This is a genomic window from Pseudomonas sp. GD04091, assembly GCF_029836165.1.
In the GTDB taxonomy this organism is placed as follows: Bacteria; Pseudomonadota; Gammaproteobacteria; order Pseudomonadales; family Pseudomonadaceae; genus Aquipseudomonas.
On record NZ_JAOEBG010000014.1, the window covers coordinates 77,983 to 102,577 of the forward strand.

Genomic DNA, 24,595 nt, shown 5'->3' on the forward strand with positions numbered 1-24,595 from the left:
GGAACAAAGGTCTTGGGGCCGCTCTGCGGCCCTTTCGCGACACAAGGCCGCTCCTACAGACAATCACGTCATGCCTGCGATCAGACCCGCTCGATGGCCAGCGCCAACCCTTGCCCGACACCCACGCACATGGTCGCCAGCCCCTTGCGTCCACCGCTCCTCTCCAGCTGATGCAACGCCGTCAGCACCAGCCGCGCCCCGCTCATGCCCAGCGGATGCCCCAGGGCAATCGCACCGCCATTGGGATTCACCTGCGGTGCATCGTCCGCCACGCCCAGCTCGCGCAGTACCGCCAGCCCTTGGCTGGCGAAGGCTTCATTGAGCTCGATGACATCGAAATCCGCCACCGCTAGCCCCAGCCGCTCAGTCAACTTGCGCACCGCCGGCACCGGGCCAATGCCCATCAGCCGAGGTGCGACACCAGCGCTGGCCATGCCCAGCACCCGGGCACGCGGGGTCAGACCGTGCTGCTTCACCGCCTCGGCCGAGGCCAGGATCAGAGCCGCCGCGCCGTCGTTGACACCCGAGGCATTGCCCGCGGTGACCGTCTTGTCCGGACCGTTGACCGGCTTGAGCTTGTTCAGTGCCTCCAGGGTGGTCTCCGGGCGCAAGTGCTCGTCACGCTCGACCACGGTCTCGCCCTTCTTGTGGACGATACGCACCGGCACGATCTCTTCGGCGAAAAAGCCTGCGGCCTGCGCGGCGGCGGCCTTCTGCTGGCTGCGCAGGGCGAAGGCGTCCTGGTCGGCACGCGACACCTGGTAATCGTCGGCGACGTTGTCGGCGGTCTCGGGCATCGAGTCGACGCCGTACTGCGCCTTCATCGACGGGTTGACGAAACGCCAGCCGATGGTGGTGTCCTCGAGCTTCATGTTGCGCGAATAGCCGCTCTCGGCCTTGCCCATCACGAACGGTGCGCGGGACATCGACTCGACGCCGCCGGCAATGGCCAACTCCATCTCGCCGCTGGCGATGGCGCGGAAGGCAGTGCCGATGGCGTCCATGCCCGAGGCACACAAGCGGTTGAGGGTCACCCCCGCGACATTTTGCGGCAGGCCGGCCAGCAGCAGCGCCATGCGCGCCACGTTGCGGTTGTCTTCGCCGGCCTGGTTGGCGCAGCCGAAGAACACTTCGTCGAGCTGGTCCCATCGCACTGTCGGGTTGCGCTCGATCAGCGCCTTGAGCGGCACCGCCGCCAGGTCGTCGGCGCGCACGCCGGCCAGGGCGCCGCCGAAGCGGCCGATGGGGGTGCGGATGGCGTCGCAGATGAATACGTCACGCATCAGGCTTCTCCTGCCGTCTGGCCGTGGGCAGCGGCGGTGCGGGCTTCGAGGTCGCGCAGGGCGGTCAGTTCGACGTCGCTCGGCGCGGCAGTTTCCTGCACGTCGTCGGCGAAACGGATCGCCCAGCCGGTGGCGGCGATGATCTGCTCGCGGGTGACGCCCGGGTGGATCGAAGTGACCACGAACTCATGGGTGCCCGCTTCCGGTTCCATGATGCACAGGTCGGTGATGATGCCGACCGGCCCCTCACCGGGCAGGCCCAGACGCTTGCGCGAATCACCGCCTTCGCCGTGACCGACCGAGGTGATGAAATCGAGCTTGTCGACGAAGGCGCGCGGCGACTGCTTGAGGATGATCAGCACCTGCTTGGCGGAGCCGGCGATTTCCGGCGCTCCGCCGGCGCCCGGCAGGCGGGTCTTCGGTGCATGGTAGTCGCCGACCACGGTGGTGTTGATATTGCCGAAGCGGTCGACCTGGGCGGCGCCGAGGAAACCGACATCGATGCGCCCGCCCTGCAGCCAGTAGCGGAAGATCTCGCCGGTCGGCACCACGGTGTCGGCGGTTTCGGCCAGCTCGCCATCACCGATGGACAGCGGCAGCACGCTGGGCTTGGCGCCGATCGGGCCGGATTCGTAGATCAGCACGACATCGGGCGACGAGGTCAGGCGCGCCAGGTTGGCGGCCTTCGACGGCAGGCCGATGCCGACGAAGCACACGGCGCCGTTGCGCAGGCGACGGGCGGCGGCGACGGTCATCATTTCGGAAGTGGAGTAGCTCATTGCGCGGCCTCCGCGGTGCTGGCCAGCTTGGCCTGGAATTCGGTGAAGTCCCGGGTGCCACGGATGAAAGTGTCGATCCAGGTGGTGAACGACTCACGATTGCGGGCGATCGGATCCCAGGCCTGGTAGAAGCGGTTGTCGCGCTCGTAGTAGCCGTGGGCATAGGACGGATGGGCGCCGCCGGGCACCAGACAGACCGCGCTGAGCGCCCAGGTCGGCAGCACGCAGGCATTCATCGGCGCGTTCAGGTCATCGACGATTTCCTCGACAGTGACGATGCAGCGCTTGGCCGCCAGGGCCGCCTCCTTCTGCACGCCGAGGATGCCCCACAACAGCACGTTGCCCTTGCGATCGGCCTTCTGCGCATGGATCACGGTGACGTCCGGGCGCACCGATGGCACGGCGGCGAGCACTTCACCGGTGAACGGACAGGTGACGCTCTTGATCAGCGGGTTGACCTTGGGCAGGTCGGAACCGGCATAGGCGCGCAGCACCGCGAACGGCAGGCCGGAGGCGCCCGCGACGTAGGCGTTGGCCAGGTCGGCGTGGCTGTGCTCCTCGATCTCGATGGCATGCGGCCACTGCTTCTCCACTGCGTCGCGCAGGCGGTGCAGCGAACCGACACCGGGGTTGCCGCCCCAGGAGAAGATCAGCTTGCGAGCGCAACCGGCCCCGATCAGCTGGTCGTAGATCAGGTCCGGAGTCATGCGCACCAGGGTCAGGTCACGCTTGCCCTGGCGGATGATCTCGTGACCGGCGGCGGTCGGGATCAGGTGGGTGAAGCCTTCGAGGGCGACGCTGTCGCCATCCTGGATGAACTGCTTCACGGCCTCGTGAAGCGAGAGGATTGCTGCCATTGGAGACTCCTGGTCAGGACGAGTCGGGTCAGTGAGCAGCGGGCCGTTGCGTCGCTGCGATGGGCCCAGATTACGGAGGCTGGCGGGGGCGTTACAATCCGATAATCGCACTTTTGTTCGGTTATCGAACCATTTGTTACCCTGCTATTCATATCTGCCTGCCCTGCGGGAGCAGCTGCGCCCTCCCGCAGAGGCTACCGATCAAGTCGCGTCGGCGTGACTCACCAGCCCCTTGACCACCACCCCCACTGCCGCCAATGCCGCCGGCACCAGCAGCGCCGTCAGCACCTGCTCGAAATTCCAACCCAACCCCAGCAAGGTAGCGCCGCTCCATGCACCGAGGATCGCGCCGAAGCGACCGATCCCGAGCATCCACGACACGCCGGTGGCGCGCCCCTGGGTCGGATAGAAACGTGCCGCCAGCGACGGCATGGCCGATTGCGCGCCGTTCACGCACATGCCAGCGATCAGCACCAGTGTGGCCAGCAGCGTGATGTTGCCCAGGCTCTGCCCCACCGCATAGGCGAACACGCCTGCCAACAGGTAGAAGATGCCGATCACCTTGTGCGGATTGAAACGGTCCATCGCCCAGCCCACGGCCACCGCGCTGAGCACGCCACCGAACTGGAACAACGCGCCGATGAAGGCGGCCTGTTCCATGCTCGCGCCACTGTCGCGCATCAGGGTAGGCAGCCAGCTGGTCAGCAGGTAGACGATCACCAGCCCCATGAAGTAGGTCAGCCACAGCAACCCGGTGCCCAGGCCATAGGTGCCGGAGAAGATCACCGCGAACACGTTGCGTGCCGCCACCGCCTTCTGTTCCGGCACACTGAAGCTCGCGGCCTGGGCCACCAGCGTCGGTGCGATTGGCGCCAAGGTCTTGCGTACCTTGTCGGTGCCACGGTTGCGCACCACCAGAAAGCGCGCCGATTCCGGCAGCCAAGCCAGCAGCACCAGTGCCAGCAGCAGTGGCAACACACCACCGATCACCAGCAAGCTGTGCCAGCCGTAGGCCGGGATCAGCTTGGCCGAGATGAAGCCACCACCGGCCATGCCGAGGTTGAAACCACAGAACATGCTGGTCACCAGCAACGACTTCAGGCGTTCCGGCGTGTACTCGGACAGCAAGGTGGTGGCATTGGGCATGCCGGCGCCCAGGCCCAGGCCGGTCAGGAAGCGCAGTACCAGCAGTTCATCGACGTTGGTCGCGTAGGCCGAGGCCAGGCTGAAACCACCGAACACCAGCACCGCCCCTACCAGCACGCCCTTGCGTCCGAAACGGTCAGCCAGCGGGCCGGAACCCAGTGCGCCGAACACCATGCCGATCAGCGCGGCGCTCATCACCGGGCCCAGGCTGGCACGATCGATGCCCCATTCCTGGGACAGTGCCGGCGCGATGAAGCCCATGGCGGCGGTATCCAGGCCGTCGAGAAAGACGATCAGAAAGCACAGGATCACCACCCGCCATTGGTAGCGGGACAGCGGCTGGTCATTGATGAAGGACTGGACATCGAGGCAGTTGCCGACAGCGGATTGGGGATTGTTCATTGTTGTTATCCGGGAGTTGGGCACAGGCAGGCTACCGCGCATCGTTGACGCGCAGGAACAGGAAACAGCGGATACGACGGCCTTGACTCAGCCGGAGTGCAGCAGCACTGCGCGCGGGTGCGGCCGCGACAGCGAAGGGATGGTATGCATGGGATGCCCTCGGGCCTGTTGTTATTGTCCGGTCGGCGTAGCCGACGGCTGTGACAGACATTAATCAGCGGGCGGGGGCCGTGCAATTCGTCGGGAACGACTCTGTGCGTTTATCGAACAGGAAACGGTATCGGGTGTTCGACCTGCAGGGCTCGCGGCCCTGTATTGCCGTCGATGGGGCGCAAGGCGCCCCCGGCCCTTTTTCAGCCAAACAGTTGGTGGCACAGGTCCCTGCTCGCCGCCAGCAGGATCGGCAGAAACCGCTGCTCCAGCTCACTACGGCTGACCCGCCCGACATGCGTACTGACGTTCAGCGCCGCCAGCACCTGGCCCGAGGCGTCATAGATGGGCACGGCAATCGAACGCAAGCCCTGCTCGAGCTCCTGGTCGACCACGCACCAGCCCTGTTCGCGCACCTGCTGGATGCAGGCGAACAGCGATTCCGGGTCATGCAGGGTACGGCTGGTACGGGCCTTGAGGTCGGCGCGATCCAGGTACTCGTGCAGGCTGGCGTCGTCCAGCGCCGCCAGGAGGATGCGCCCCATCGAGGTGCAATAGGCCGGCAGCCGCCCGCCAACCGACAAGTCGACCGAGATCAGCCGCTCGACCGTGGCCGACCGCGCTATATAAAGGATGTCGTCGCCTTCCAGCGTGGCCATGTTGGCCGCCTCGTGCAGCTGGTCACTGATCCGGTCCAGATAGGGCTGGGCCGACACGGCCAACGGCGTGGACGACAAGTAGGCATGGCCAAGGGTCAGGACCTTGGGCAACAGCGAGTAAGTACGCCCGTCGGTGGTCGCGTACCCCAGCTTCATCAGGGTGTGCAGGCATCGGCGCACCGCGGCCCGGGGAATTTCCGTACGGTGGCTGATCTGAGCGATGGTCAGGTGCCGCTTGCGCTCCTGAAAAGCCTGGATCACCGCCAGGCCTCGGGCCAGAGAGGTCATGAAATCCGGGTCGCCAGTGAAGGCTTGGATGCGCTTGGCCGCCGATGCCACGATTGGTGGCGCCAGCGCGGGGCTGGTAGTGCGCGTGGGCTCGTTCGCTTGCGGGTCGCGGGTTTCTTCGCTCATGGGCCTGCCTCAAAAAATCGGTCGCTTTGTGCGATTATCGAACGAACGGCCGATAATCGCAATTGACCGCTGACACTTTTGCTTATACCTTTCCCCTGCCACATGTGGCTTCTTTGGAGAGACTGGTCAGGTACCCACCGTAGAAGTCCCAGGCAACGGCCTCGCCCACCCGCGAGGCCGTTTTCATTTCTGACGATGAAAAGTGAACTTTCATACTCTGGGAATTTGAACTTCTTTCTCGCCTGATCGGACAAAGCGAATGTCCACACAGGGCAACTTAGCAACCTGAGTCAATCTTCGGTAAAGAACCATAGCCTTCCAGTTGCTGGTTGCTATAATCCCGCTCGTTGGTTGCATCAGACGCACAACGGATCCAATCAACAGACTTTCGTTGCTTCCCGACCTGCATGCCCACGGCATGAATCGAGGTTTGCCCCATGCAGCGTCACGGACTGTTTCGAACGGCCGTGAACATTTGCCTGTCATGTCATTGCAACGATATATCCGCGCGGATATCCACACACATGATGTGTATTAGAAGTGTTCGCGCTCAACTTCAAGCCCTTCAGGTAATACTGTGACGAAAGAAGAACTGCGCGCGGAACTTGAGCGCCAGGCTGAACGTTACAAGGATGTTTACGGTGGCGAAGTCACCACCTATGCCGCCCAGCCCGAGCCGGAACGCAAGCCCTGGCGCAAACGCGCCAGCCTCCTCGACCAGGCGTTTGCCCAGGAACTGGAAAAGATGGAGAAGGACCTGCGCACCGACGAGACCTGACCAGATCGGTCTCGTCGCGCGCGCGGTCGTCGGCGCCTGGATCTGCCGGATCCCTTGTCGAATTGCTGCGTATGAAATGGAATTACACAAATTTCATACGATCGTTTGAATCGTGAGCAAGCACCACCAGCCTGTTCAAATCGTTGATTTTCAAGAAAATTAGCGACAATTTCCTACAGATTTATTCTGTTTTCCCGCTGCGATTGGCGCCTGACTGGCCGATGCCTGGCTGCCATCGGTCCGCGGCAGGTGCATCGATTGCCATGGTTTTCTGGCATAATCCGCCCCCCCTAAGACCGCCAGAAAACCTTCATGATCGATTTATTCAGCGGACTGGATGCCTGGGTTGTCGTGAGCTTGATGCTCGCTCTGACCTTCGTGCTCGCATTCGAGTTCATCAATGGCTTTCATGACACCGCCAACGCGGTAGCCACCGTCATCTATACCAAAGCCATGCCGCCACACCTGGCCGTGTTCTTCTCCGGTGTGTTCAATTTCCTCGGGGTTCTGCTCGGCGGTGTCGGGGTGGCCTATGCCATCGTCCACCTGCTGCCGGTCGAACTGCTGATCAATGTGAACACCGGACACGGCCTGGCCATGGTCTTCTCGTTGCTGGCCGCGGCCATCACCTGGAACCTGGGCACCTGGTACTTCGGTATCCCGGCCTCCAGCTCGCACACCCTGATCGGCTCGATCCTGGGCGTGGGCCTGGCCAATGCCCTGCTCAGCGACATTCCGCTGGGCGACGGCGTCAACTGGCAGAAGGCGATCGACATCGCCATGTCGCTGGTGCTCTCGCCAATGGCCGGCTTCGCCGTGGCGGCCCTGCTGTTGATCGGCCTGAAATGGTGGCGCCCACTGTCGAAGATGCACAAGACACCAGATCAGCGTCGCAAGCTCGACGACAAGAAGCACCCGCCGTTCTGGAACCGCCTGGTGCTGGTGATCTCGGCCATGGGCGTGAGCTTCGTGCACGGCTCCAACGATGGCCAGAAAGGCATCGGCCTGATCATGCTGGTGCTGATCGGCATCGTACCGGCCAAGTTCGTGCTCGACCTGAACAGCACCACCTACCAGATCGAGCGTACCCGTGACGCCACCCTGCACCTGAGCCAGTTCTACCAGCGCAACGCCGCGACCCTCGGCGAATTCCTGGCGCTGGGCAAGGCCAAGTCGAGCGACCTGCCCGAGCAGTTCAGCTGCAACCCGCAGCAGACCGAACCGACTATCGCCGCGCTGCAATCCTCGCTCGCCGGGGTGACCGACTATCGCGCGCTGAGCGCCGAGAAGCGTGTCGAAGTCCGCCGCTACCTGCTGTGCCTGGATGACACGGCGAAGAAGGTCGGCAAGCTGCCAGGCCTGGAAGCTCGTGAAAAGGCCGACCTGGAGAAGCTGCGCAAGGACCTGACCGCCACTACCGAGTACGCGCCGTTCTGGGTGATCGTCGCCGTCGCCCTGGCCCTGGGCCTGGGCACCATGGTCGGCTGGAAGCGCGTGGTGCTGACCGTTGGCGAGAAGATCGGCAAGCAAGGCATGACCTACGCCCAGGGCATGTCGGCACAGATCACCGCGGCGTGCGCCATCGGCATGGCCAACGTGTTCAGCCTGCCCGTGTCCACCACCCACGTCCTGTCCTCGGGCGTGGCCGGTACCATGGTCGCCAACAAGAGTGGCCTGCAAGGCGGCACCGTGAAGACCATCCTGCTGGCCTGGGTACTCACCCTGCCAGCCTCGATGGGCCTGGCGGCCGGCCTGTTCTGGCTGGCATCCAAGGCCATCGGCTGATTGCTGATGCAGTACTGAAAAAGGCGCCTTTGCAGGGCGCCTTTTTCACATCCGTCATGCAAGCCTTGCCGCGCCACCTGCGTGGGAGCGAGCGCGCCCCGCGATAGGGCCGCGACGGGTCTAGCGTTTCTTCCCTCCCAACAACGATCCCATCAACCCGCGCACCAGCTGCCGCCCCAATTGATTGGCCGCCTGGCGCACCGCCGACTTGATCGCCTGCCCCGCCGCGCTCTGCAGGAACTCCCCGGCCTTGTCGGTGAAACTGTCGTCATCGGCCTTGGCCTGCGGCACGGGCTCGACCGGCTCGCCCTTGCGCTGGGTCAGCATCTCATAGGCCGATTCGCGATCGATCGGTTTGTCGTAGCGCCCGGCCAGGGGCGACGCTGTGATCAGCGCGGCACGCTCACCCGCCGTCAATGGCCCGATCCGCGATTGCGGTGGCGCAATCAGCACACGCTGGACCATGGCCGGCGTGCCCTTCTCCTCCAGCGTGCCAACCAAGGCCTCGCCAATGCCCAGCTCGGTCAGCACCGCCAGGCTGTCGAACGCCGGGTTCGGCCGGAAGCCATCGGCCACCGCGCGCAGCGACTTCTGCTCCTTGGCCGTGAACGCCCGCAGCCCGTGCTGGATGCGCAACCCCAGTTGCGCCAGGACCGCGTCCGGCAGGTCGCCCGGCGACTGGGTCACGAAATACACGCCCACGCCCTTGGAACGGATCAGCCGTACCACCTGCTCCAGGCGATCCTGCAATGCCTTGGGCGTGCCATTGAACAACAGGTGCGCTTCATCGAAGAACAGCGCCAGCACCGGCTTGTCGGCATCGCCGCGCTCGGGCAACTGTTCGAACAGCTCTGCCAGCAGCCACAACAGGAAGGTCGCATAGACCTTGGGCGCATCGTGCACCAGGCGGCTGGCGTCCAACAGGTGGATGCGCCCCCGCCCGTCGCCATCCGGGCGCAGCAGATCCTCCAACTGCAGGGCCGGTTCGCCGAACAGCGCCTCGGCACCCTGTTGCTCCAGCGTCGCCAGGCGACGCAGCAAGGCCTGGGTCGAAGCGCTGGTCATCAGCGCGCTGTCCTCGCCCAGCAGCTGAGGGTTGTCCTTCAGGTGCGCGAGCAAGGCCTTGAGGTCCTTGAGGTCGAGCAGCAGCAGGCCCTCTCGGTCAGCCACCTTGAAGGCAGCGTACAAGGCGGCCTGCTGGCTGTCGGTGAGTTCCAGCAGGTTGCCCAGCAGCAGCGGGCCCATTTCGCTCAAGGTGGTACGCAACGGGTGCCCCGACTGCCCGGCGATGTCCCACAGGCTCACCGGGTAGGCCTGGGGCCTGTGGTTCAGCCAGGGCATCCCGGCGATCCGCTCGGCCACCTTGCCCTGGGGCGCGCCAGCCGCGCCAAGACCACACAGGTCACCCTTCACGTCCGCGGCGAACACCGCCACTCCCGCGTCGCTGAACAGCTCGGCCAGATGCTGCAAGGTGACGGTCTTGCCAGTACCGGTGGCACCCGCCACCAGTCCATGGCGATTGGCCAGGCGCATGGCCTGGGATACCGGCTGGCCATCCGGCCCGGCGCCTATGACCATTCGTAAGGAATCCGACATATTGCTTTTTCCCCTGCTCAAGTTCTGCCACTTAACGGCCGATATTTCAAAATGATTCTTCCCAGAAAAAAAGACAGGAACAACCCGAAAAGGACCCACGGGCATTGTTGCACTGTTTTCCAGCCGTGCTTTGTGCGAACGACCCGATAAAAACCTTAGCGGACGCGATCACGTTATGAATAAAAGCCTTCGTTTCAGCCACAAGATTCTTCTGGCGGCATCACTGATCGTGATCCTCGCCTTCAGTCTTTTCACCCTCTACAACGATTATCTCCAGCGTAATGCCATACGCGCGGACCTCGAGAACTACCTGGCTGAGATGGGCGACTCCACCTCCACCAATATTCGCAACCTGTTCGAAGGGCGCATCAAGCTGGTCGAGAACGTCGCCCAGAACCTGGCCCAGTACCCACAGAACACCGGCACCCTGCTCGGGCAGAACGCCCTGACGTCGAGCTTCCTCACCATTTACCTGGGCCAGCCCGACGGCACCTTCACCGTGCGACCGGATACCAGGATGCCCGATGGCTACGACCCCCGCGTACGCCCCTGGTACAAGGACGGCCTGAACGCCAGCGGCCCGATCCTCACCGAGCCCTACATCGACATTGCCACCAACAAGATGGTCATCTCGATCATCAGCACCGCCTCGCGCTCGGTGGGGGTGGTCGGCGGCGACCTGGCGCTCGACGGTCTGGTGGACATCATCAACTCGCTGAACTTCGGCGGCATGGGCTATGCCTTCCTGGTCAACGACCAAGGCAAGATCCTCGTGCACCCGGACAAGAACCTGGTGATGAAATCCCTGTCCGACCTGTTCCCGCAGAACACACCGAAACTGTCCCGCGACCTGGCCGAAGTCGAGCTCAATGGCGAAACCCGCCTGCTGACCTTCACCCCGGTCAAAGGCCTGCCGTCGGCCAACTGGTACATCGGCCTGTCGGTGGACAAGGACAAGGCCTTCTCGATGCTCAGTACCTTCCGTACCTCCGCGGTGATCGCCACGCTGGTGGCGGTGGTGATCATCATCGCGCTGCTTGGCCTGCTGATCCGCGTCCTGTTGCAACCGCTGCACACCATGACCCGTGCCATGGAGAACATCGCCGAGGGCGAAGGCGACCTGACCCGCCGCCTGGAGATCCACAACCACGACGAGTTCGGTATCCTCGGCACCGCCTTCAACCGCTTCGTCGAGCGTATCCACGGCTCGATCCGCGAAGTGTCCTCGGCCACCGAGCAGGTCAACGAAGTGGCCTTGCGCGTGATCAGCGCCTCGAACTCGTCGATGACCAACTCCGACGAGCAGTCCAACCGCACCAACAGCGTCGCCGCCGCGATCAACCAGCTGGGGGCCGCCGCCCAGGAAATCGCCGGCAACGCCGCCCAGGCTTCACAGCATGCCAGCTCCGCCCGGTTGCTGGCCGAAGAGGGCCAGCAGGTGGTGCAGCGCAACATCGAAGCGATGAACCGCCTGTCGGACCTGATCGTCGATTCCAGCGCGCATATCGAGACCCTCAACAACAAGACCGTCAATATTGGCCAGATCCTCGAGGTGATCACCAGCATCTCCCAGCAGACCAACCTGCTGGCGCTCAACGCCGCCATCGAGGCTGCCCGCGCCGGCGAGGCCGGGCGTGGTTTCGCCGTGGTCGCCGACGAGGTGCGCAACCTGGCGCACCGCACCCAGGAGTCGGCGCAACAGGTACAGACCATGATCGAGGAACTGCAGGTCGGTGCCCGCGAGTCGGTCGACACCATGGGCCAGAGCCAGCGCCACAGCCAGGACAGCATGGAGATCGCCAACCAGGCCGGCGAACGCCTGGGCAGCGTCACCCAGCGCATCGGCGAGATCGACGGCATGAACCAGTCGGTGGCCACCGCCACCGAAGAGCAGACCGCCGTGGTCGACTCGATCAACATGGACATCAACGAGATCAACATGCTCAACCAGGAAGGTGTCGAGAACCTGCAGGCCACCTTGCGCGCCTGCTCGGACCTCGAACAGCAGGCCGGGCGCCTCAAGCAGCTGGTCGGCAGCTTCCGCATCTGACCTGCCGCCCGCTCCCTGCGTGGGAGCGGGCGTGCCCTGCGACAGAACAGCCCGCCAAACCCCGATCGAACAAACTATCCTTCAGGTAGGTCAACCCTCAGGCGCGTCATCGTCGGTTCATTACCGCCAGATGACACACCCGAGGACGATCCCGGAGGGATGCTGATCGTGCACATCGCCGACATCACCATGTTCTACGCCCCGGCCAGCGGTGGCGTGCGAACCTATCTTGATGCCAAACACCGCCGCCTCGACGCCATGCCCGGCGTTCGCCACAGCCTGCTGATCCCCGGCGCCAGCGCCAGCCATACCGATGGCGTCTACCACGTCCCCGCCCCACCACTGCCGTTCGGCAACGGCTATCGCTTCCCGGTGCGCCTGGCGCCCTGGTGCAACGTATTGCGCGGGCTGCAGCCCGACCTGATCGAAGTGGGCGATCCCTACCTCACCGCCTGGGCCGCACTGGAGGCACGGCGCAAACTCGACGTGCCAGTGATCGGCTTCTATCACTCCGACCTGCCATTGCTGGTGAGCAACCGCATGGGCAACTGGTTCACCCCCAATGTCGAGGCCTACGTCAGCAAGCTGTACGGCAATTTCGACCGGGTCCTGGCGCCCAGCCAGGTGATGGCCGACAAGCTACGCAGGCTCGGCATCGACGATGTGCATGTGCAGCGCCTGGGCGTGGACCTCGCGCTGTTCCACCCCGAACGCCGCGACCCCGGCCTGCGCGCGGAACTGGGCATCGCCGATACCGCCCGCCTGCTGGTGTTCGCCGGCCGCGGCTCCAAGGAGAAGAACCTGCCCGTGCTGCTCGACTGCATGCGCACCCTCGGGCGCCACTACCACCTGTTGCTGGTCGGCTCGAACATGCCGGCCAATGTGCCGGACAACGTCAGCGTGATCGGTCATTTCTGCCCGCCCCAGGAAGTCGCCCGGCTGCTCGCCAGCGCCGACCTGCTGGTGCATGCCGGCGATCAGGAAACCTTCGGCCTGGTCATTCTCGAAGCCATGGCCAGCGCCACGCCGGTGGTGGCGGTGCACGCCGGGGCCTTCGGCGAGATCGTCGACGAACAGTGCGGCCGCCTGTGCCGGCCCAACGACGGCCCGGCCATGGCCGAGGCGGTGCACGAAGCGTTCGAGGCCGGGGTACGCACTCTCGGCAGCCAGGCCCGCCGCCATGTCGAGCGCCACTACAGTTGGGATACCGTGGTCAGCGGCCTGCTGCAGCATTATCAGGCGGTGCTCGGCCACCAGCCTCGGGTACGCGCCCATGGCTGAGCTGCGCAGCGGCCCGCGCAGCCTGATGCTGGTGCTGCACGATGTGGCGCCGGAGACCTGGCCGGACTACCAGCCCTTCGTGCAGGCCATCGATGAATTGGGCGGCGTCCCAATGACCTGGCTGGTGGTGCCGGACTTTCATCACCGTAACGCGCTGCTGCGCTCGCCGACCTTCTGCCGCCTGCTCGAGCGACGCCTGGCCCGCGGCGATGAACTGGCACTGCACGGCTACTATCATGCCGACGATGGTCCGGCGCCACGCAGTCCGGGCGAATACTTCATGCGCCGCCTATATACCCACGAAGGCGAGTTCTACGGGCTCGACCAGGCCAGCGCACTGCAACGGCTAAAAGCCGGGCTGGCGCTGTTCGGCCAGCAAGGTTGGCCAGTTGCCGGCTTCGTCGCCCCGGCCTGGCTGATGAGCGACGGCACGCGCCAGGCTCTTCGCCAACTACCGTTGCGCTACACCAGTACGCCGCAACACCTGTACCGCCTGCCGGACTTCACCGCCATCGATGCTCCCGGCCTGGTATGGAGCGCACGCAGCGCCTGGCGTCGCGGCGTGTCGAGAATCGTCAGCGACTGGCAATGCCGGCGCTGGCGCGAGGCCGAGACCCTGCGCCTGGGCCTGCATCCGGTGGACATGCGCCATGCAAGCGCGCGCAACTACTGGCTCGACACCCTGCACAGCCTGCTGGCACAGGGCCGCGAGCCACTGACCAAGTCAGCCTGGCTGGATCGCCAGGTCAACCCATGAAACGCCTGGGCTGGCTGGCCCTGGCAGTGCTGCTGGCGGTGCTGGTCCCGGCCCTGCTCGGCGGCGGTCAACTGCTGGCACGCCTGCAATCCTTCGCCCCCAGCCTGATGCTGCTGCTCCTGGGAATGATCCTGCTGTGCTGGATCATCAATGCCATCCGCCTGCGCCTGTTGCTCGGTGAACAGGGCGCGCAGCTGGGCCCGGTCCGCAGCCTCGGCGTGGTCATGGCCACCGAGTTCGCGATCTGCAGCACGCCCGGTGGCAGCGGTGGCCCGCTGACGCTGATGGCGCTGCTGACGCGCGAGCGCATCGCCGCCTCACGCAGCGGCGCGGTGTTCGCCATGGACCAGTTGAACGACTTGGTGTTCTTCTTTTGCGCGATGCTGGCGATTGCGGCCTATGCCCTGTTCCACAGCCTGGGGCACAGCCAGGAAAGCATGCTGCTGGGTAGCGCCCTGCTGCTGTGCGCCGCACTGGCTGTGATCGTCGTGCTGCTGCGCTGTCGGCGCGCGGTGATGCGTGGCAACGGCCGCCTGCTGCGGCGCCTGGGCATGCCCCCCGCGCGACGGCGGCGCTGGGCACGCAAGCTGCTGCGTTTCCTCCATGCCCTGGCCGACACCTGGCGCCTGCCCAAGCCTACCCTGGCGCTGGTGTTCGCCCTCACTTGCGCGCACTGGAGCCTGCGCTACAGCGTGCTGTACCTGGTATTGAGGGGGCTGGGGGTAGAGCTGGCGTGGATACCGAGCTTTCTGGTGCAGATGCTCTCGCTCAGCGCCGGGCAGTTCAGCCTGCTGCCGGGAGGTGCCGGCGCGGCGGAAGTGACCTCGGCGACCTTGCTGGCGCCGCTGGTAGGATCATCGACCGCAGCCGCGGCGATCCTGATCTGGCGTGCGGTCACGTTCTACTTCTATCTGATCGCTGGCGGGCCGGTGTTTCTGTGCCTGCTGGCAGGTCCGCTGCTGGCGCGCTGGCGTCGCCAGACGGATTGAAGCGCTTCCACAGCTCGGCGGCACCGGGGAATTCGGTGCCGTCGTCGTCGCTCAACGCGTCGGGGTCGAAACGGGCCAGGCAGCCTTCGCCCAAGGTCGGTGGCGCCGAGGCGCCGGCCTTGTCACGTGGATCCGCCATGCGCAGGCCCTCGACTCAGTTGAACACCACGGTCTTGTTGCCATGGACCAGCACGCGGTCTTCCAGGTGATAGCGCAGGCCGCGGGCCAGCACCATCTTCTCCACGTCACGACCGAAACGCACCATGTCTTCGATGCTGTCGGCGTGGCTGACACGCACCACGTCCTGTTCGATGATCGGGCCGGCATCCAGCTCTTCGGTGACGTAGTGGCAGGTCGCGCCGATCAGCTTCACGCCACGCAAGGCAGCCTGGTGATACGGCTTGGCACCAACGAACGACGGCAGGAAGCTGTGGTGAATGTTGATGACTTTCTCGGCGTACGCCTGGCACAGCTGGGGTGGCAGGATCTGCATGTAGCGCGCCAGCACCACGGCGTCGGCGCCGTATTCCTCGACCAGGCGCGACACTTCGGCGAAAGCCGGCTGCTTGTCCTTCGGATCGACCGGGACATGATGGAACGGAATGCCGTGCCACTCGACCATGCTACGCAGGTCGTTGTGATTGGAGATCACGCAGGGGATTTCGCAATCCAGCTCGTCGGTGTGCCAGCGGTGCAGCAGGTCGGCCAGGCAGTGCGACTCACGGCTGGCCATCAGGACAACACGCTTCTTCTGGGCAGAGTCGGTAATCCGCCAGGTCATGGAGAACTCTTCGGCAATCGGCGCAAACGCCTCGCGGAAAGCCTCGATACCGAATGGCAGCGACTCGGCGCGGATCTCATGGCGCATGAAGAACCAGCCACTCTGCTCGTCGGAGTGGTGGCTGGCTTCGTTGATCCAGCCATTGTAGAGAGCCAGGAAATTACTGACTTTCGCCACGATGCCGACGCGGTCGGGGCAGGCAATCACCAGTCGATAGGTGCGCATGAGAGAGACTCCAGAACTTCGCAAAGGCGCGTATTCTAGCGGCCTGGCAAAAAAAACGCAGTAATCATCTACGCCCGCGCCTGGCCGGGCGCGGGCGCAATCGGGTCGTACAATTCCCTTCGATTCAAGGGGCAATCGCCGCCGCCCCGCCCAACATGTAAATTTTTTTAACCTAATAGCGAGGAAATCTTCCCGCGCTATTAATTGATTCATGACTTTTTAATTGTTTACTTGGCAGTTTGGCCTGTCTATTATTGCCCGCACTGTCTCTCTGAACATGCATTTAAGGAACACACCATGTCCCTGATCAACGAATACCGCGCCACCGAAGAAGCCATCAAGGAACTTCAAGCCCGCCTGGCCAACCTGTCGCAAGATGACAAGCTGAAGAAAGAACTGGAATTCGAAGGCAAGCTGCGTGCCCTGATGGGCGAATACTCCAAGTCCCTGCGTGACGTGATCGCCCTGCTCGACCCGGAAAGCAAACTGAGCAAGGCACCGCGCGGCGCCGTCAAGACCACCGCCACCAAGCGTGCGCGCAAGGTCAAGCAATACAAGAATCCGCACAATGGCGAGATTATTGAAACCAAAGGCGGCAACCACAAGACGCTGAAAGAGTGGAAAGCCAAATGGGGCGGCGACGTCGTTGAAAGCTGGGCTACCCTGCTGGACTGATTCGCGTCACCCACGCATCGGTTTCAACAAGAAAACGCCGGCAACCGCCGGCGTTTTTTGTATCCGTTCAATTCAAAGCGCGAACTGCACTTTCAACTGCCTGACATGACTTTGCCAGGCATCCAGTACCCGCCGCCCCTCCTCGCTCGCCTCGCCCCAGCTGCTCTGCCATGCCTGCTCGAATGCATCGAGGGTATTCGGCGCGCCCTGGGCCGGGTTCGTCAGCCGTTGCTGGCAGAACCCATGCCAGCGCGCACGTTCCTGTTCACTCAGGGTGTCGAAGAAGTTGCGCGCACGGTAACGGAACAAAAGTTCCGGCATGCGTGGATCGTCGAACATCCAATGCCCCTGCGCCAATTTCGCCGGGTCTGTCTGACGTACTTGTTCGCTCAGACGCTTGTCACGATCACCGAGGAATCCGTCGTACAACTGTTGCTCCGGATCCTCGCTCGGCGCAAAGGCCTCTTCTTCATAAATGATGCCCAGCTTGTCCCGCCAGGCCTCTTGCTGATTGATCAATTGTTCTGCCCGTGACTGCAGCGCCGCCATATCGAGGCCCAGCCGTTGTTGATCAACCGGGCGCAATACCGACAAGGGCGCCAGTACCGGACAACGGTTGATATGCACCAACTTCAACGGGACCGGTAGTTCCCCTTCGCCCATCTCTTCACGCCGTGTGTATAAACGCTGGCGTAACGCCTCGGCACTGTCCCGCAGCAGCGGTGTTGTTTCCAGGTGCAGGTCACAAACTATCAACGCATTGCGGTTACGTGGATGCCACGCCAGCGGCAGCACCACTCCCAGATAATTGCGCTGTGCCGAGAAACGTCCGGATACATGCACCAAAGGCTGCAACAAACGAATCTGTTCCATCACCTTGTGCTTGCTGCGCAACTGGAACAACCAGTCGTACAACTTGGGTTGCCTGTCGCGGATCAATCGCGCCAGGGCAATCGTCGCCCGTACGTCGGAAAGCGCCTCATGGGCATGGCCATGGTCGATGCCATTGGCTTTGCTCAGCAGTTCCAGGCGCAGACTGGTGCGCCCCTCCTGCTGCGGCCAGACGATGCCTTCCGGCCGCAGGGCATAGGCCGTGCGCACCACATCGATGAGGTCCCAGCGGCTGTTGCCGCCCTGCCACTCACGGGCATAGGGGTCGAAGAAGTTGCGATAGAGGCTGTAGCGGGTGACTTCGTCATCGAAGCGCAGGGTGTTGTAGCCGGCGCCGCAGGTGCCGGGCCGGGCCAATTGGTCGTGCACCCGAGTCATGAACTCGGCTTCGCACAGGCCCTGGCTGGCCAACTGCTGCGGGGTGATGCCGGTCACCAGGCAAGCCGCCGGGTGCGGAAGAATGTCGTCGGAGGGACGGCAATAGAGGCTGATCGGCGCCTCGATCTCGTTGAGATCGAAGTCGGTGCGCACACCGGCCACCTGCAACGGGCGGTCGCAGCGCGGGTTGATGCCGGTGGTTTCGTAGTCGTGCCAGAAGATGCTGGAGCTCACGGGGTCGTCCTGTTCCAAGGTCGACCAGAGTCTAGCGGCCCTTGCGGTCCCCGGACCAGCCTCAGACCGAGGCGTTCATGGGGCGGAAACTGAAGAAGTCGCGCAGCGAACGCACAAAGTCATCGTATTCCGGGGGGGCCTGCAGCAGCATGAAGCCGGCATCGTAGTGCCCCGGCGTTTCATCCTCACGGCACCACAGGCAACTGGCGGTCAGGTTGATGAACTGCAGCCCGCCTCCGGCCAGCGGCACGCGCAATTGCAGCTCGAAGTCAGGCCCCACCAGCACCGGCAACTGGCTTATCAGCATCAACCCGGCCTCGGAGGCGTTGCCCAGATAGCCGATCTGCAAGTCGGTGAAGCGGTTGAACACCTTGAGCACGCAAGGCAGCTGATGGCGTTCGATATGTCGCTCGATAAACATGATCGCAATGATGTCCTGTACCCGGTGCCAGGAAGACAAGGTACTGGCGATGATCGTTACAACGCTTTAACAGATTAGTCCAAGCCGACGGACGGACTACATGAAATCATCGACACCTTGGCATTAACGCCAAGGTGTAGTGCTCGTCGGGGTGGCCATTGCCGCTTCGCCGCCGCGCAGGTGCCCAAGCTTCTCCAGCGTCTGCAAGCGCGCCTGGGCGCGGTAGGCGTACTCGTTGCGCGGGTATTGCTGGATCAGGTACTGGTAGGTCTGCGCCGCGTCGACATAGAGCTTCTGCCGCTCCAGGCACTGGCCACGCAGCAGCGAGACCTCCGGGTGGATGAACGGGCGAGCGCGGCTGGTACGGTCGACCTGGGACAGTTCCAGCATCACCTTGGCGCAGTCGCCGCGGTCGTAGGCCCGGTAGGCATTGTTCAGGTGGTGGTCCATGGACCAGCGGGTGCAGCCGACGACACTGGCCGCCATGGTCAAAACGATCAGGGTGCGCATGGGAATTCTCCTTTCGATGGGCAGTGTATCGGCCTTGCACGGCAAATCTTCACAGCCTTTTGCAAGCATACCCCCGCCGTTCAAACGCAACCCTGCCTCGTGTGCCGGTAGTGCAACGGAACAATGACTACAGCGAGATTCAGGAGTAGCCTTTCGCTGCGCTTCACTATAGGAGTCTGTGCATGACCATCCGCCGTACCAAAATCGTCGCCACCCTTGGCCCCGCCAGCAACTCGCCGGAGGTGATCGAACAGCTGATCCTCGCCGGCCTGGACGTGGCACGTCTGAACTTCTCCCACGGCACCCCGGACGAGCACAAGGCCCGCGCCCGCCTGATCCGCGAGATCGCCGCCAAGAACGGCCGCCACGTGGCGCTGCTGGGCGACCTGCAGGGGCCGAAGATCCGCATCGCCAAATTCGCCAACAAGCGCATCGAACTGAAAGTCGGTGACACGTTCACCTTCTCCACCGCTCACCCGCTCACCGAAGGCAACCAGGACATCGTCGGCATCGATTATCCCGACCTGGTCAAGGATTGCGGCGTGGGTGACGAACTGCTGCTCGACGACGGCCGCGTGGTCATGCGCGTCGAGACCGCCACCGCCGATGCCCTGCATTGCGTGGTGATCGTCGGCGGCCCGCTGTCCGACCACAAAGGCATCAACCGCAAGGGTGGCGGCCTGACCGCCCCGGCCCTGACCGAAAAAGACAAGGCCGACATCAAGCTGGCCGCGCAAATGGACCTGGACTACCTGGCCGTGTCGTTCCCGCGTGACGCCAAGGACATGGAATACGCCCGCAAGCTGCGCGACGAAGCCGGCGGCAGCGCCTGGCTGGTGGCCAAGATCGAGCGCGCCGAGGCCGTGGCCGACGACGAGACCCTCGATGGTCTGATCGCCGCCTCCGACGCGGTGATGGTCGCCCGTGGCGACCTGGGCGTGGAAATCGGCGACGCCGAGCTGATCGCCATCCAGAAGAAGATCATCCAGCACGCCCGCCGCAACAACAAGGCGGTGATCGTCGCGACCCAGATGATGGAGTCGATGATCCAGAACCCGATGCCGACCCGCGCCGAAGTGTCCGACGTGGCCAACGCCGTGCTGGACAACACCGACGCGGTGATGCTCTCGGCCGAAAGCGCCGCCGGTGCCTACCCGATCGAAGCGGTCCAGGCCATGGCACGCATCTGCCTGGGCGCCGAAAAGCACCCGACCAGCCAGAAGTCCAGCCACCGTCTGCACACCACTTTCGAGCGCTGCGACGAGAGCATCGCCCTGGCGGCCATGTACACCGCCAACCACTTCCCGGGCGTCAAGGCGATCATCGCCCTCACCGAGAGTGGCTACACCCCGCTGATCATGTCGCGCCTGCGTTCGCACGTGCCGATCTTCGCCCTGTCGCCGCACCGCGCCACCCAGGCCCGTGCCAACATGTTCCGTGGCGTCTACCCGATCGCCTTCGACCCGGCCTCGCTGCCGGCCGACAAGGTCAGCCAGGCAGCCGTGGACGAGCTGCTCAAGCGTGGCCTGGTGCAGCAAGGTGACTGGGTGATCCTGACCAAGGGCGACAGCTACCACACCATCGGTGGCACCAACGGCATGAAGATCCTGCATGTCGGTGATCCGCTGGTCGGTTGATTCGCCAGTAACAGCCATCGCGGGGCAAGCCCGCTCCCACAAGTGCCGACGGGCTCGGCGTGGGAGCGGGCTTGCCCCGCGATCATTTCAGCCTTCAAACATGCTCGGTGAATACATCCGCCAACACCTGGTTGCGCGGCACTCCGGCAATGAACAGCCGCCGGGCGAAGCGCTCGACGCTTCCCGGTGATCCGCACAGTAGCGCCATCGTCTGCCGCGATGACGGCCGCAACCCCGCCAACGCGTCCTCCAGCTGATCCGTCAGTACCAGCTCTACGCTGATGCCTGCCATTTGCGCCAACGCCTCTGCCAGATAATGCCCGGCCATATCGCGGGCCACGTGCATCACCTTGATCTCGCCCTGATGGCCTTGTCGCCGCGCCTCGCGCAGGATGCCCCACAACGGCGCCAGCCCGGTGCCCGCCGCCAGCAGCCAGAGCGGCCGCGCCTGCCAGTCCGGGTCGTAATGCAAGGCACCGCCCCTGAGCTCGCCGAGCCTCAGTACATCCCCCAGCCGAATCTGCCTTGCCTGGTCGCTGAACGCGCCGCAACGGCGGCAATCCAGGTGGAATTCCAGAAAGTCGTCCTCACCCGGCAGGCTCGCCAACGAGTAAGGCCGGGCAACACCGCCGCTCCACAACACCAGATGCTGCCCGGCCTGATAACGCAGTGGCCGCTCCGCTCGCAGCCTCAGGCGCAGCACATCGACGAACCAGTCCAGCCCGACCACCGTGGCCGGCAGGCCATCACTGCGGGGGTCGAACGGCGCCACCCGCAAGTCGCTGGCGACCGAGCACTGGCAGGCCAGTCGCCAGCCCTGTAAACGCTTGTCCGCAGCCAGCGCCTCGGGTTTCGCGTCGACGGGCATGCCGTCCAGGCAGCGCACCAGGCAGGCGTGGCAACTTCCGGCGCGGCAGCTGTAGGGCACATTCAGGCCTGCCTCGTTGAGGGCATCCAGTAGATTGCTGCCGCTTGGCACCGCCCATTGGCGCTCGCCCACGTAAAGTTCGGGCATGGTCAGGATTCTCGTTCGATTCAAGGTTTTTCTGGGGCGTGAAGCGCTGCCGATGCCACAGCATCGCATGTCATCAGCAAAAAGGATGCCCTTGCCCTGCCGACCAAGGTCCAGACCACCCGCTGATGTTTCGCACGAAGAGGCGCGGTATACTGCCGCGCCTTTTTGTGCCGGCCCGACCAGCCGGCGCCTTGCCAGGCGTTCCTGACACACTGGTGTGCACTGTCGGAATGCCTTTACGAATGTTCCCGTCTTTAAGAGGAGCGCGCTGCATGACCGTGATCAAGCAAGACGACCTGATTCAGAGCGTCGCCGACGCCCTGCAATTCATTTCGTACTACCACCCCGTCGACTTCATCCAGGCGATGCACGAGGCCTACCTGCGTGAAGAGTCGCCTGCCGCGCGTGACTCGATCGCCCAGATCCTGATCAACTCGCGCATGTGCGCCACCGGCCACCGCCCGATCTGCCAGGACACCGGTATCGTCACCGTGTTCATCCGCGTCGGCATGGACGTGCGCTGGGACGGCGCGACCATGAGCGTCGACGACATGATCAACGAGGGCGTGCGTCGCGCCTACAACCTGCCCGAGAACGTCCTGCGCGCCTCGATCCTGGCCGACCCGGCCGGTGCTCGCAAGAACACCAAGGACAATACCCCGGCGGTGATCCACTACTCGATCGTCCCCGGCGACAAGGTCGAAGTGGATGTCGCGGCCAAGGGCGGCGGCTCGGAGAACAAGTCGAAGATGGCCATGCTCAACCCGTCCGACTCGATCGTCGACTGGGTCCTGAAGACCGTCCCGACCATGGGCGCCGGCTGGTGCCCGCCTGGCATGCTCGGCATCGGCATCGGCGGCACCGCCGAGAAGGCCGCCGTCATGGCCAAGGAAGTGCTGATGGAGTCCATCGACATCCATGAGCTCAAGGCCCGTGGCCCGCAGAACCGCCTCGAGGAGATCCGCCTGGAGCTGTTCGACAAGGTCAACCAGCTGGGCATCGGCGCCCAGGGCCTGGGCGGCCTGACCACCGTCCTCGACGTCAAGATCATGGACTACCCGACCCACGCCGCCTCGCTGCCGGTGTGCATGATCCCCAACTGCGCCGCCACCCGCCACGCCCACTTCGTGCTCGATGGCAACGGCCCGGCCGAGCTGGAAGCGCCGTCGCTGGACGCCTACCCGGAAATCGTCTGGGAAGCCGGCCCGAGCGCCCGCCGCGTCAACCTGGACGACATCACCCCCGAGGAAGTCGCCAGCTGGAAACCGGGCGAGACCATCCTGCTCAACGGCAAGATGCTCACCGGTCGCGACGCCGCGCACAAGCGCATGGTCGAGATGCTCAACCGTGGTGAAGAGCTGCCGGTGGACCTCAAGGGCCGCTTCATCTACTACGTCGGCCCGGTCGACCCGGTCGGTGACGAAGTGGTCGGCCCAGCCGGCCCGACCACCGCCACGCGCATGGACAAGTTCACCCGCCAGATCCTCGAACAGACCGGCTTGCTGGGCATGATCGGCAAGTCCGAGCGTGGCCCGACCGCCATCGAGGCGATCAAGGACAACAAGGCCGTGTACCTGATGGCCGTCGGCGGCGCCGCCTACCTGGTGGCCCAGGCCATCCGCAAATCGAAGGTCCTGGCCTTCGCCGAGCTGGGCATGGAAGCGATCTACGAGTTCGACGTGAAGGACATGCCGGTCACCGTCGCGGTGGACAGCCAGGGCGAGTCGGTGCACATCACCGGTCCCGCACTGTGGCAGGGCAAGATTGCCGAGAGCCTTGCGGTGGAAGTGAAGTAAGCCTCCCTGCAACGAAAGAACCGCTCCCTTCGGAGCGGTTTTTTTTGCCTTGGGTTTCTGACGTTCAAGATGTATTTACCGCCTCCCAGCATCTGCCTCCCACTTAAATGAGCCCCTTCTCCCACACAGGACAGGCTCATGAACCACACACTACAGGCCAACCAATGGCTTCGTCGTTTCCGTCTCGACATCACCTCGAGCAGCAATCGCCTCTACGCCAACGGCCGCCAGCAGGTAGAAGTCACCATCACCCTCGAGCCTCGTGAAGGCCAGACCCTCACCGAGCAGCAGCTGTCGACCCTGCAGCTCATCCTGATCGATGACGATGGCCATATTCGCGACCTCGATGACCAACTGCGGGCCCATCACCAGCGTGATGAGCGCTTCGACTACCATGGCGCAAGCACTAGCGTGCCGGGCGCGCTCACACAGCCATCGCCCCGCGCGATTCGCCGACGCTTCTACGTGAGCTCGACCCTGCCGGGCGGCTCACTGAGCACGATCCACGCCGGTATCTGGCGCGACGAGCACACCAGCTTCGAGACCGATGCCGCGCCTTTCCGCTCCAGCGTGGTCATCGAGTCCGTGGCGCCGCCCAGCCCGCACGAGTCCCGCTTTCAACTCTCCGCCCAGGACAAGGTCAGCTACAAGCTCGACAACGGCAGCTACTGGAATGACGAGATCGAGGAAGAAGTGGCCTACTTCGGCTTTCGCGACCCGAACAACCGGATCGTCGCCAGCCATGCCCATGCAACGCCCTCGGCCGAGCCGTTCTACGTGCGCAACAACTGGGACCATGCACTGATCTCGTTCGAACTCACCAACGATTACAGCCAGCACTGCCGCGTGGCCGCCTACGCCGTGGATCAGCCATTCAGCCTGCAACTGCCCGACTCCAGCCAGGCCCTCACCCAGCGCCCTCACCACATGACGCTCTACCGTCACTTCTCGCGCTTCTATCGACGCTGGTTCAACGATCTCAGCGAATCGCCCAGCCGCTGGACCGTGCTGGATCGCCACGGCAACGCCTACGGCGTCGAGTTTCTCGCCGGCGAAGGAGGCAAGGCCTTGGGCTTTCGGCTGACCGCCCCTCGTTTCTAGCGCCG

At 64.0% G+C, this 24,595-nt stretch carries 22 protein-coding genes; 10 read left to right on the top strand and 12 right to left on the bottom strand.

The features are described from left to right. Positions 1–80: 80 nt before the first annotated feature. The 5 genes from pcaF to pcaR all read right to left on the bottom strand — a co-directional run bounded on the left by pcaF (position 81) and on the right by pcaR (position 5,690). The gene (pcaF, locus tag N7422_RS17375) at positions 81–1,286 is read right to left on the bottom strand and encodes a 3-oxoadipyl-CoA thiolase (RefSeq protein ID WP_279807741.1); all 1,206 of its coding nucleotides are present in this window, start codon (positions 1,284–1,286) and stop codon (positions 81–83) included. Continuing rightward, complete coding sequence (locus N7422_RS17380) at positions 1,283–2,062, bottom strand: CoA-transferase subunit beta (protein WP_279807691.1); 780 nt, start codon at positions 2,060–2,062, stop codon at positions 1,283–1,285. The genes pcaF and N7422_RS17380 overlap by 4 nt, the downstream gene beginning before the upstream one ends. Beyond that, the gene (locus N7422_RS17385; RefSeq protein ID WP_279807692.1) at positions 2,059–2,919 is read right to left on the bottom strand and encodes a CoA transferase subunit A; all 861 of its coding nucleotides are present in this window, start codon (positions 2,917–2,919) and stop codon (positions 2,059–2,061) included. Before N7422_RS17385 ends, N7422_RS17380 begins: the two co-directional genes overlap by 4 nt. 201 nt (positions 2,920–3,120) lie before the next feature. After that, positions 3,121–4,467, bottom strand: coding sequence for an MFS transporter (locus N7422_RS17390; RefSeq protein WP_279807693.1), 1,347 nt, complete (start codon positions 4,465–4,467; stop codon positions 3,121–3,123). A gap of 353 nt (positions 4,468–4,820) precedes the next feature. Beyond that, the gene (gene pcaR / locus N7422_RS17395) at positions 4,821–5,690 is read right to left on the bottom strand and encodes a pca regulon transcriptional regulator PcaR (protein WP_279807694.1); all 870 of its coding nucleotides are present in this window, start codon (positions 5,688–5,690) and stop codon (positions 4,821–4,823) included. A gap of 577 nt (positions 5,691–6,267) precedes the next feature. Between pcaR and N7422_RS17400 the strand changes: the two genes are divergently transcribed. Both N7422_RS17400 and N7422_RS17405 read left to right on the top strand, forming a co-directional pair. Continuing rightward, on the top strand, positions 6,268–6,468 hold the full coding sequence (locus tag N7422_RS17400; protein ID WP_279807695.1) for a hypothetical protein: 201 nt from the start codon (positions 6,268–6,270) through the stop codon (positions 6,466–6,468). Between the two features lie 312 nt (positions 6,469–6,780). Beyond that, positions 6,781–8,253, top strand: coding sequence for an inorganic phosphate transporter (locus N7422_RS17405; RefSeq protein WP_279807696.1), 1,473 nt, complete (start codon positions 6,781–6,783; stop codon positions 8,251–8,253). Between the two features lie 120 nt (positions 8,254–8,373). On the opposite strand, the gene N7422_RS17410 is transcribed toward N7422_RS17405, so the two are convergent. Beyond that, complete coding sequence (locus tag N7422_RS17410) at positions 8,374–9,849, bottom strand: helicase HerA-like domain-containing protein (RefSeq protein ID WP_279807697.1); 1,476 nt, start codon at positions 9,847–9,849, stop codon at positions 8,374–8,376. A 175-nt stretch (positions 9,850–10,024) separates the two neighbouring features. Between N7422_RS17410 and N7422_RS17415 the strand changes: the two genes are divergently transcribed. The 4 genes from N7422_RS17415 to N7422_RS17430 all read left to right on the top strand — a co-directional run bounded on the left by N7422_RS17415 (position 10,025) and on the right by N7422_RS17430 (position 14,926). Beyond that, positions 10,025–11,899: a methyl-accepting chemotaxis protein gene (locus N7422_RS17415; protein WP_279807698.1), complete on the top strand. Its 1,875-nt coding sequence runs from the start codon at positions 10,025–10,027 to the stop codon at positions 11,897–11,899. Positions 11,900–12,058: 159 nt separating this feature from the next. Next, positions 12,059–13,180 (top strand): glycosyltransferase family 1 protein, encoded by a 1,122-nt coding sequence (locus N7422_RS17420; protein ID WP_279807699.1) that lies wholly within the window; start codon positions 12,059–12,061, stop codon positions 13,178–13,180. Further along, positions 13,173–13,937, top strand: a complete 765-nt coding sequence (locus N7422_RS17425; RefSeq protein WP_279807701.1) for a polysaccharide deacetylase family protein — start codon at positions 13,173–13,175, stop codon at positions 13,935–13,937. The genes N7422_RS17420 and N7422_RS17425 overlap by 8 nt, the downstream gene beginning before the upstream one ends. Beyond that, a complete protein-coding gene (locus N7422_RS17430) occupies positions 13,934–14,926 on the top strand; it encodes a lysylphosphatidylglycerol synthase transmembrane domain-containing protein (protein WP_279807702.1) in 993 nt (330 codons plus the stop codon). The genes N7422_RS17425 and N7422_RS17430 overlap by 4 nt, the downstream gene beginning before the upstream one ends. On the opposite strand, the gene N7422_RS17435 is transcribed toward N7422_RS17430, so the two are convergent. Both N7422_RS17435 and purU read right to left on the bottom strand, forming a co-directional pair. Then, on the bottom strand, positions 14,832–15,065 hold the full coding sequence (locus tag N7422_RS17435; RefSeq protein ID WP_279807703.1) for a hypothetical protein: 234 nt from the start codon (positions 15,063–15,065) through the stop codon (positions 14,832–14,834). The genes N7422_RS17430 and N7422_RS17435 overlap by 95 nt on opposite strands. Positions 15,066–15,080: 15 nt before the next feature. Beyond that, a complete protein-coding gene (gene purU, locus N7422_RS17440; protein ID WP_279807704.1) occupies positions 15,081–15,932 on the bottom strand; it encodes a formyltetrahydrofolate deformylase in 852 nt (283 codons plus the stop codon). Between the two features lie 297 nt (positions 15,933–16,229). Here purU and mvaT point away from each other — a divergent pair, with 297 nt between their 5' ends. Then, positions 16,230–16,607, top strand: a complete 378-nt coding sequence (gene mvaT, locus N7422_RS17445; protein WP_279807705.1) for a histone-like nucleoid-structuring protein MvaT — start codon at positions 16,230–16,232, stop codon at positions 16,605–16,607. Positions 16,608–16,679: 72 nt separating this feature from the next. Here the strand turns inward: mvaT and sbcB are convergent, their stop codons facing one another. From sbcB to N7422_RS17460, 3 genes are all read right to left on the bottom strand, one after another. After that, positions 16,680–18,110, bottom strand: coding sequence for an exodeoxyribonuclease I (gene sbcB / locus N7422_RS17450; protein ID WP_279807706.1), 1,431 nt, complete (start codon positions 18,108–18,110; stop codon positions 16,680–16,682). A gap of 61 nt (positions 18,111–18,171) precedes the next feature. Next, a complete protein-coding gene (locus N7422_RS17455; RefSeq protein WP_279807707.1) occupies positions 18,172–18,531 on the bottom strand; it encodes a PilZ domain-containing protein in 360 nt (119 codons plus the stop codon). A gap of 123 nt (positions 18,532–18,654) precedes the next feature. Continuing rightward, positions 18,655–19,041, bottom strand: coding sequence for a tetratricopeptide repeat protein (locus tag N7422_RS17460; RefSeq protein WP_279807708.1), 387 nt, complete (start codon positions 19,039–19,041; stop codon positions 18,655–18,657). Between the two features lie 182 nt (positions 19,042–19,223). Between N7422_RS17460 and pyk the strand changes: the two genes are divergently transcribed. Then, the gene (gene pyk, locus N7422_RS17465; RefSeq protein WP_279807709.1) at positions 19,224–20,678 is read left to right on the top strand and encodes a pyruvate kinase; all 1,455 of its coding nucleotides are present in this window, start codon (positions 19,224–19,226) and stop codon (positions 20,676–20,678) included. A gap of 94 nt (positions 20,679–20,772) precedes the next feature. Here pyk and N7422_RS17470 read toward each other — a convergent pair whose 3' ends face one another. Further along, positions 20,773–21,693: an iron-sulfur-binding ferredoxin reductase gene (locus N7422_RS17470; RefSeq protein ID WP_279807710.1), complete on the bottom strand. Its 921-nt coding sequence runs from the start codon at positions 21,691–21,693 to the stop codon at positions 20,773–20,775. A gap of 272 nt (positions 21,694–21,965) precedes the next feature. Here N7422_RS17470 and N7422_RS17475 point away from each other — a divergent pair, with 272 nt between their 5' ends. Next, positions 21,966–23,489: a fumarate hydratase gene (locus N7422_RS17475; RefSeq protein WP_279807711.1), complete on the top strand. Its 1,524-nt coding sequence runs from the start codon at positions 21,966–21,968 to the stop codon at positions 23,487–23,489. Between the two features lie 138 nt (positions 23,490–23,627). Then, on the top strand, positions 23,628–24,590 hold the full coding sequence (locus tag N7422_RS17480; RefSeq protein ID WP_279807712.1) for a hypothetical protein: 963 nt from the start codon (positions 23,628–23,630) through the stop codon (positions 24,588–24,590). Positions 24,591–24,595: the final 5 nt, after the last annotated feature.

Bases quoted from the DNA above. Each gene is read 5' to 3' on its own strand.
- N7422_RS17380 (WP_279807691.1), bottom strand. From the start codon at position 2,062: ATGAGCTACTCCACTTCCGAAATGATGACCGTCGCCGCCGCCCGTCGC.
- N7422_RS17385 (WP_279807692.1), bottom strand. From the start codon at position 2,919: ATGGCAGCAATCCTCTCGCTTCACGAGGCCGTGAAGCAGTTCATCCAG.
- N7422_RS17390 (WP_279807693.1), bottom strand. From the start codon at position 4,467: ATGAACAATCCCCAATCCGCTGTCGGCAACTGCCTCGATGTCCAGTCC.
- pcaR (WP_279807694.1), bottom strand. From the start codon at position 5,690: ATGAGCGAAGAAACCCGCGACCCGCAAGCGAACGAGCCCACGCGCACT.
- N7422_RS17405 (WP_279807696.1), top strand. From the start codon at position 6,781: ATGATCGATTTATTCAGCGGACTGGATGCCTGGGTTGTCGTGAGCTTG.
- N7422_RS17410 (WP_279807697.1), bottom strand. From the start codon at position 9,849: ATGTCGGATTCCTTACGAATGGTCATAGGCGCCGGGCCGGATGGCCAG.
- N7422_RS17415 (WP_279807698.1), top strand. From the start codon at position 10,025: ATGAATAAAAGCCTTCGTTTCAGCCACAAGATTCTTCTGGCGGCATCA.
- N7422_RS17420 (WP_279807699.1), top strand. From the start codon at position 12,059: ATGCTGATCGTGCACATCGCCGACATCACCATGTTCTACGCCCCGGCC.
- N7422_RS17425 (WP_279807701.1), top strand. From the start codon at position 13,173: ATGGCTGAGCTGCGCAGCGGCCCGCGCAGCCTGATGCTGGTGCTGCAC.
- N7422_RS17430 (WP_279807702.1), top strand. From the start codon at position 13,934: ATGAAACGCCTGGGCTGGCTGGCCCTGGCAGTGCTGCTGGCGGTGCTG.
- N7422_RS17435 (WP_279807703.1), bottom strand. From the start codon at position 15,065: ATGGCGGATCCACGTGACAAGGCCGGCGCCTCGGCGCCACCGACCTTG.
- purU (WP_279807704.1), bottom strand. From the start codon at position 15,932: ATGCGCACCTATCGACTGGTGATTGCCTGCCCCGACCGCGTCGGCATC.
- mvaT (WP_279807705.1), top strand. From the start codon at position 16,230: ATGTCCCTGATCAACGAATACCGCGCCACCGAAGAAGCCATCAAGGAA.
- N7422_RS17455 (WP_279807707.1), bottom strand. From the start codon at position 18,531: ATGTTTATCGAGCGACATATCGAACGCCATCAGCTGCCTTGCGTGCTC.
- N7422_RS17460 (WP_279807708.1), bottom strand. From the start codon at position 19,041: ATGCGCACCCTGATCGTTTTGACCATGGCGGCCAGTGTCGTCGGCTGC.
- pyk (WP_279807709.1), top strand. From the start codon at position 19,224: ATGACCATCCGCCGTACCAAAATCGTCGCCACCCTTGGCCCCGCCAGC.
- N7422_RS17470 (WP_279807710.1), bottom strand. From the start codon at position 21,693: ATGCCCGAACTTTACGTGGGCGAGCGCCAATGGGCGGTGCCAAGCGGC.
- N7422_RS17475 (WP_279807711.1), top strand. From the start codon at position 21,966: ATGACCGTGATCAAGCAAGACGACCTGATTCAGAGCGTCGCCGACGCC.
- N7422_RS17480 (WP_279807712.1), top strand. From the start codon at position 23,628: ATGAACCACACACTACAGGCCAACCAATGGCTTCGTCGTTTCCGTCTC.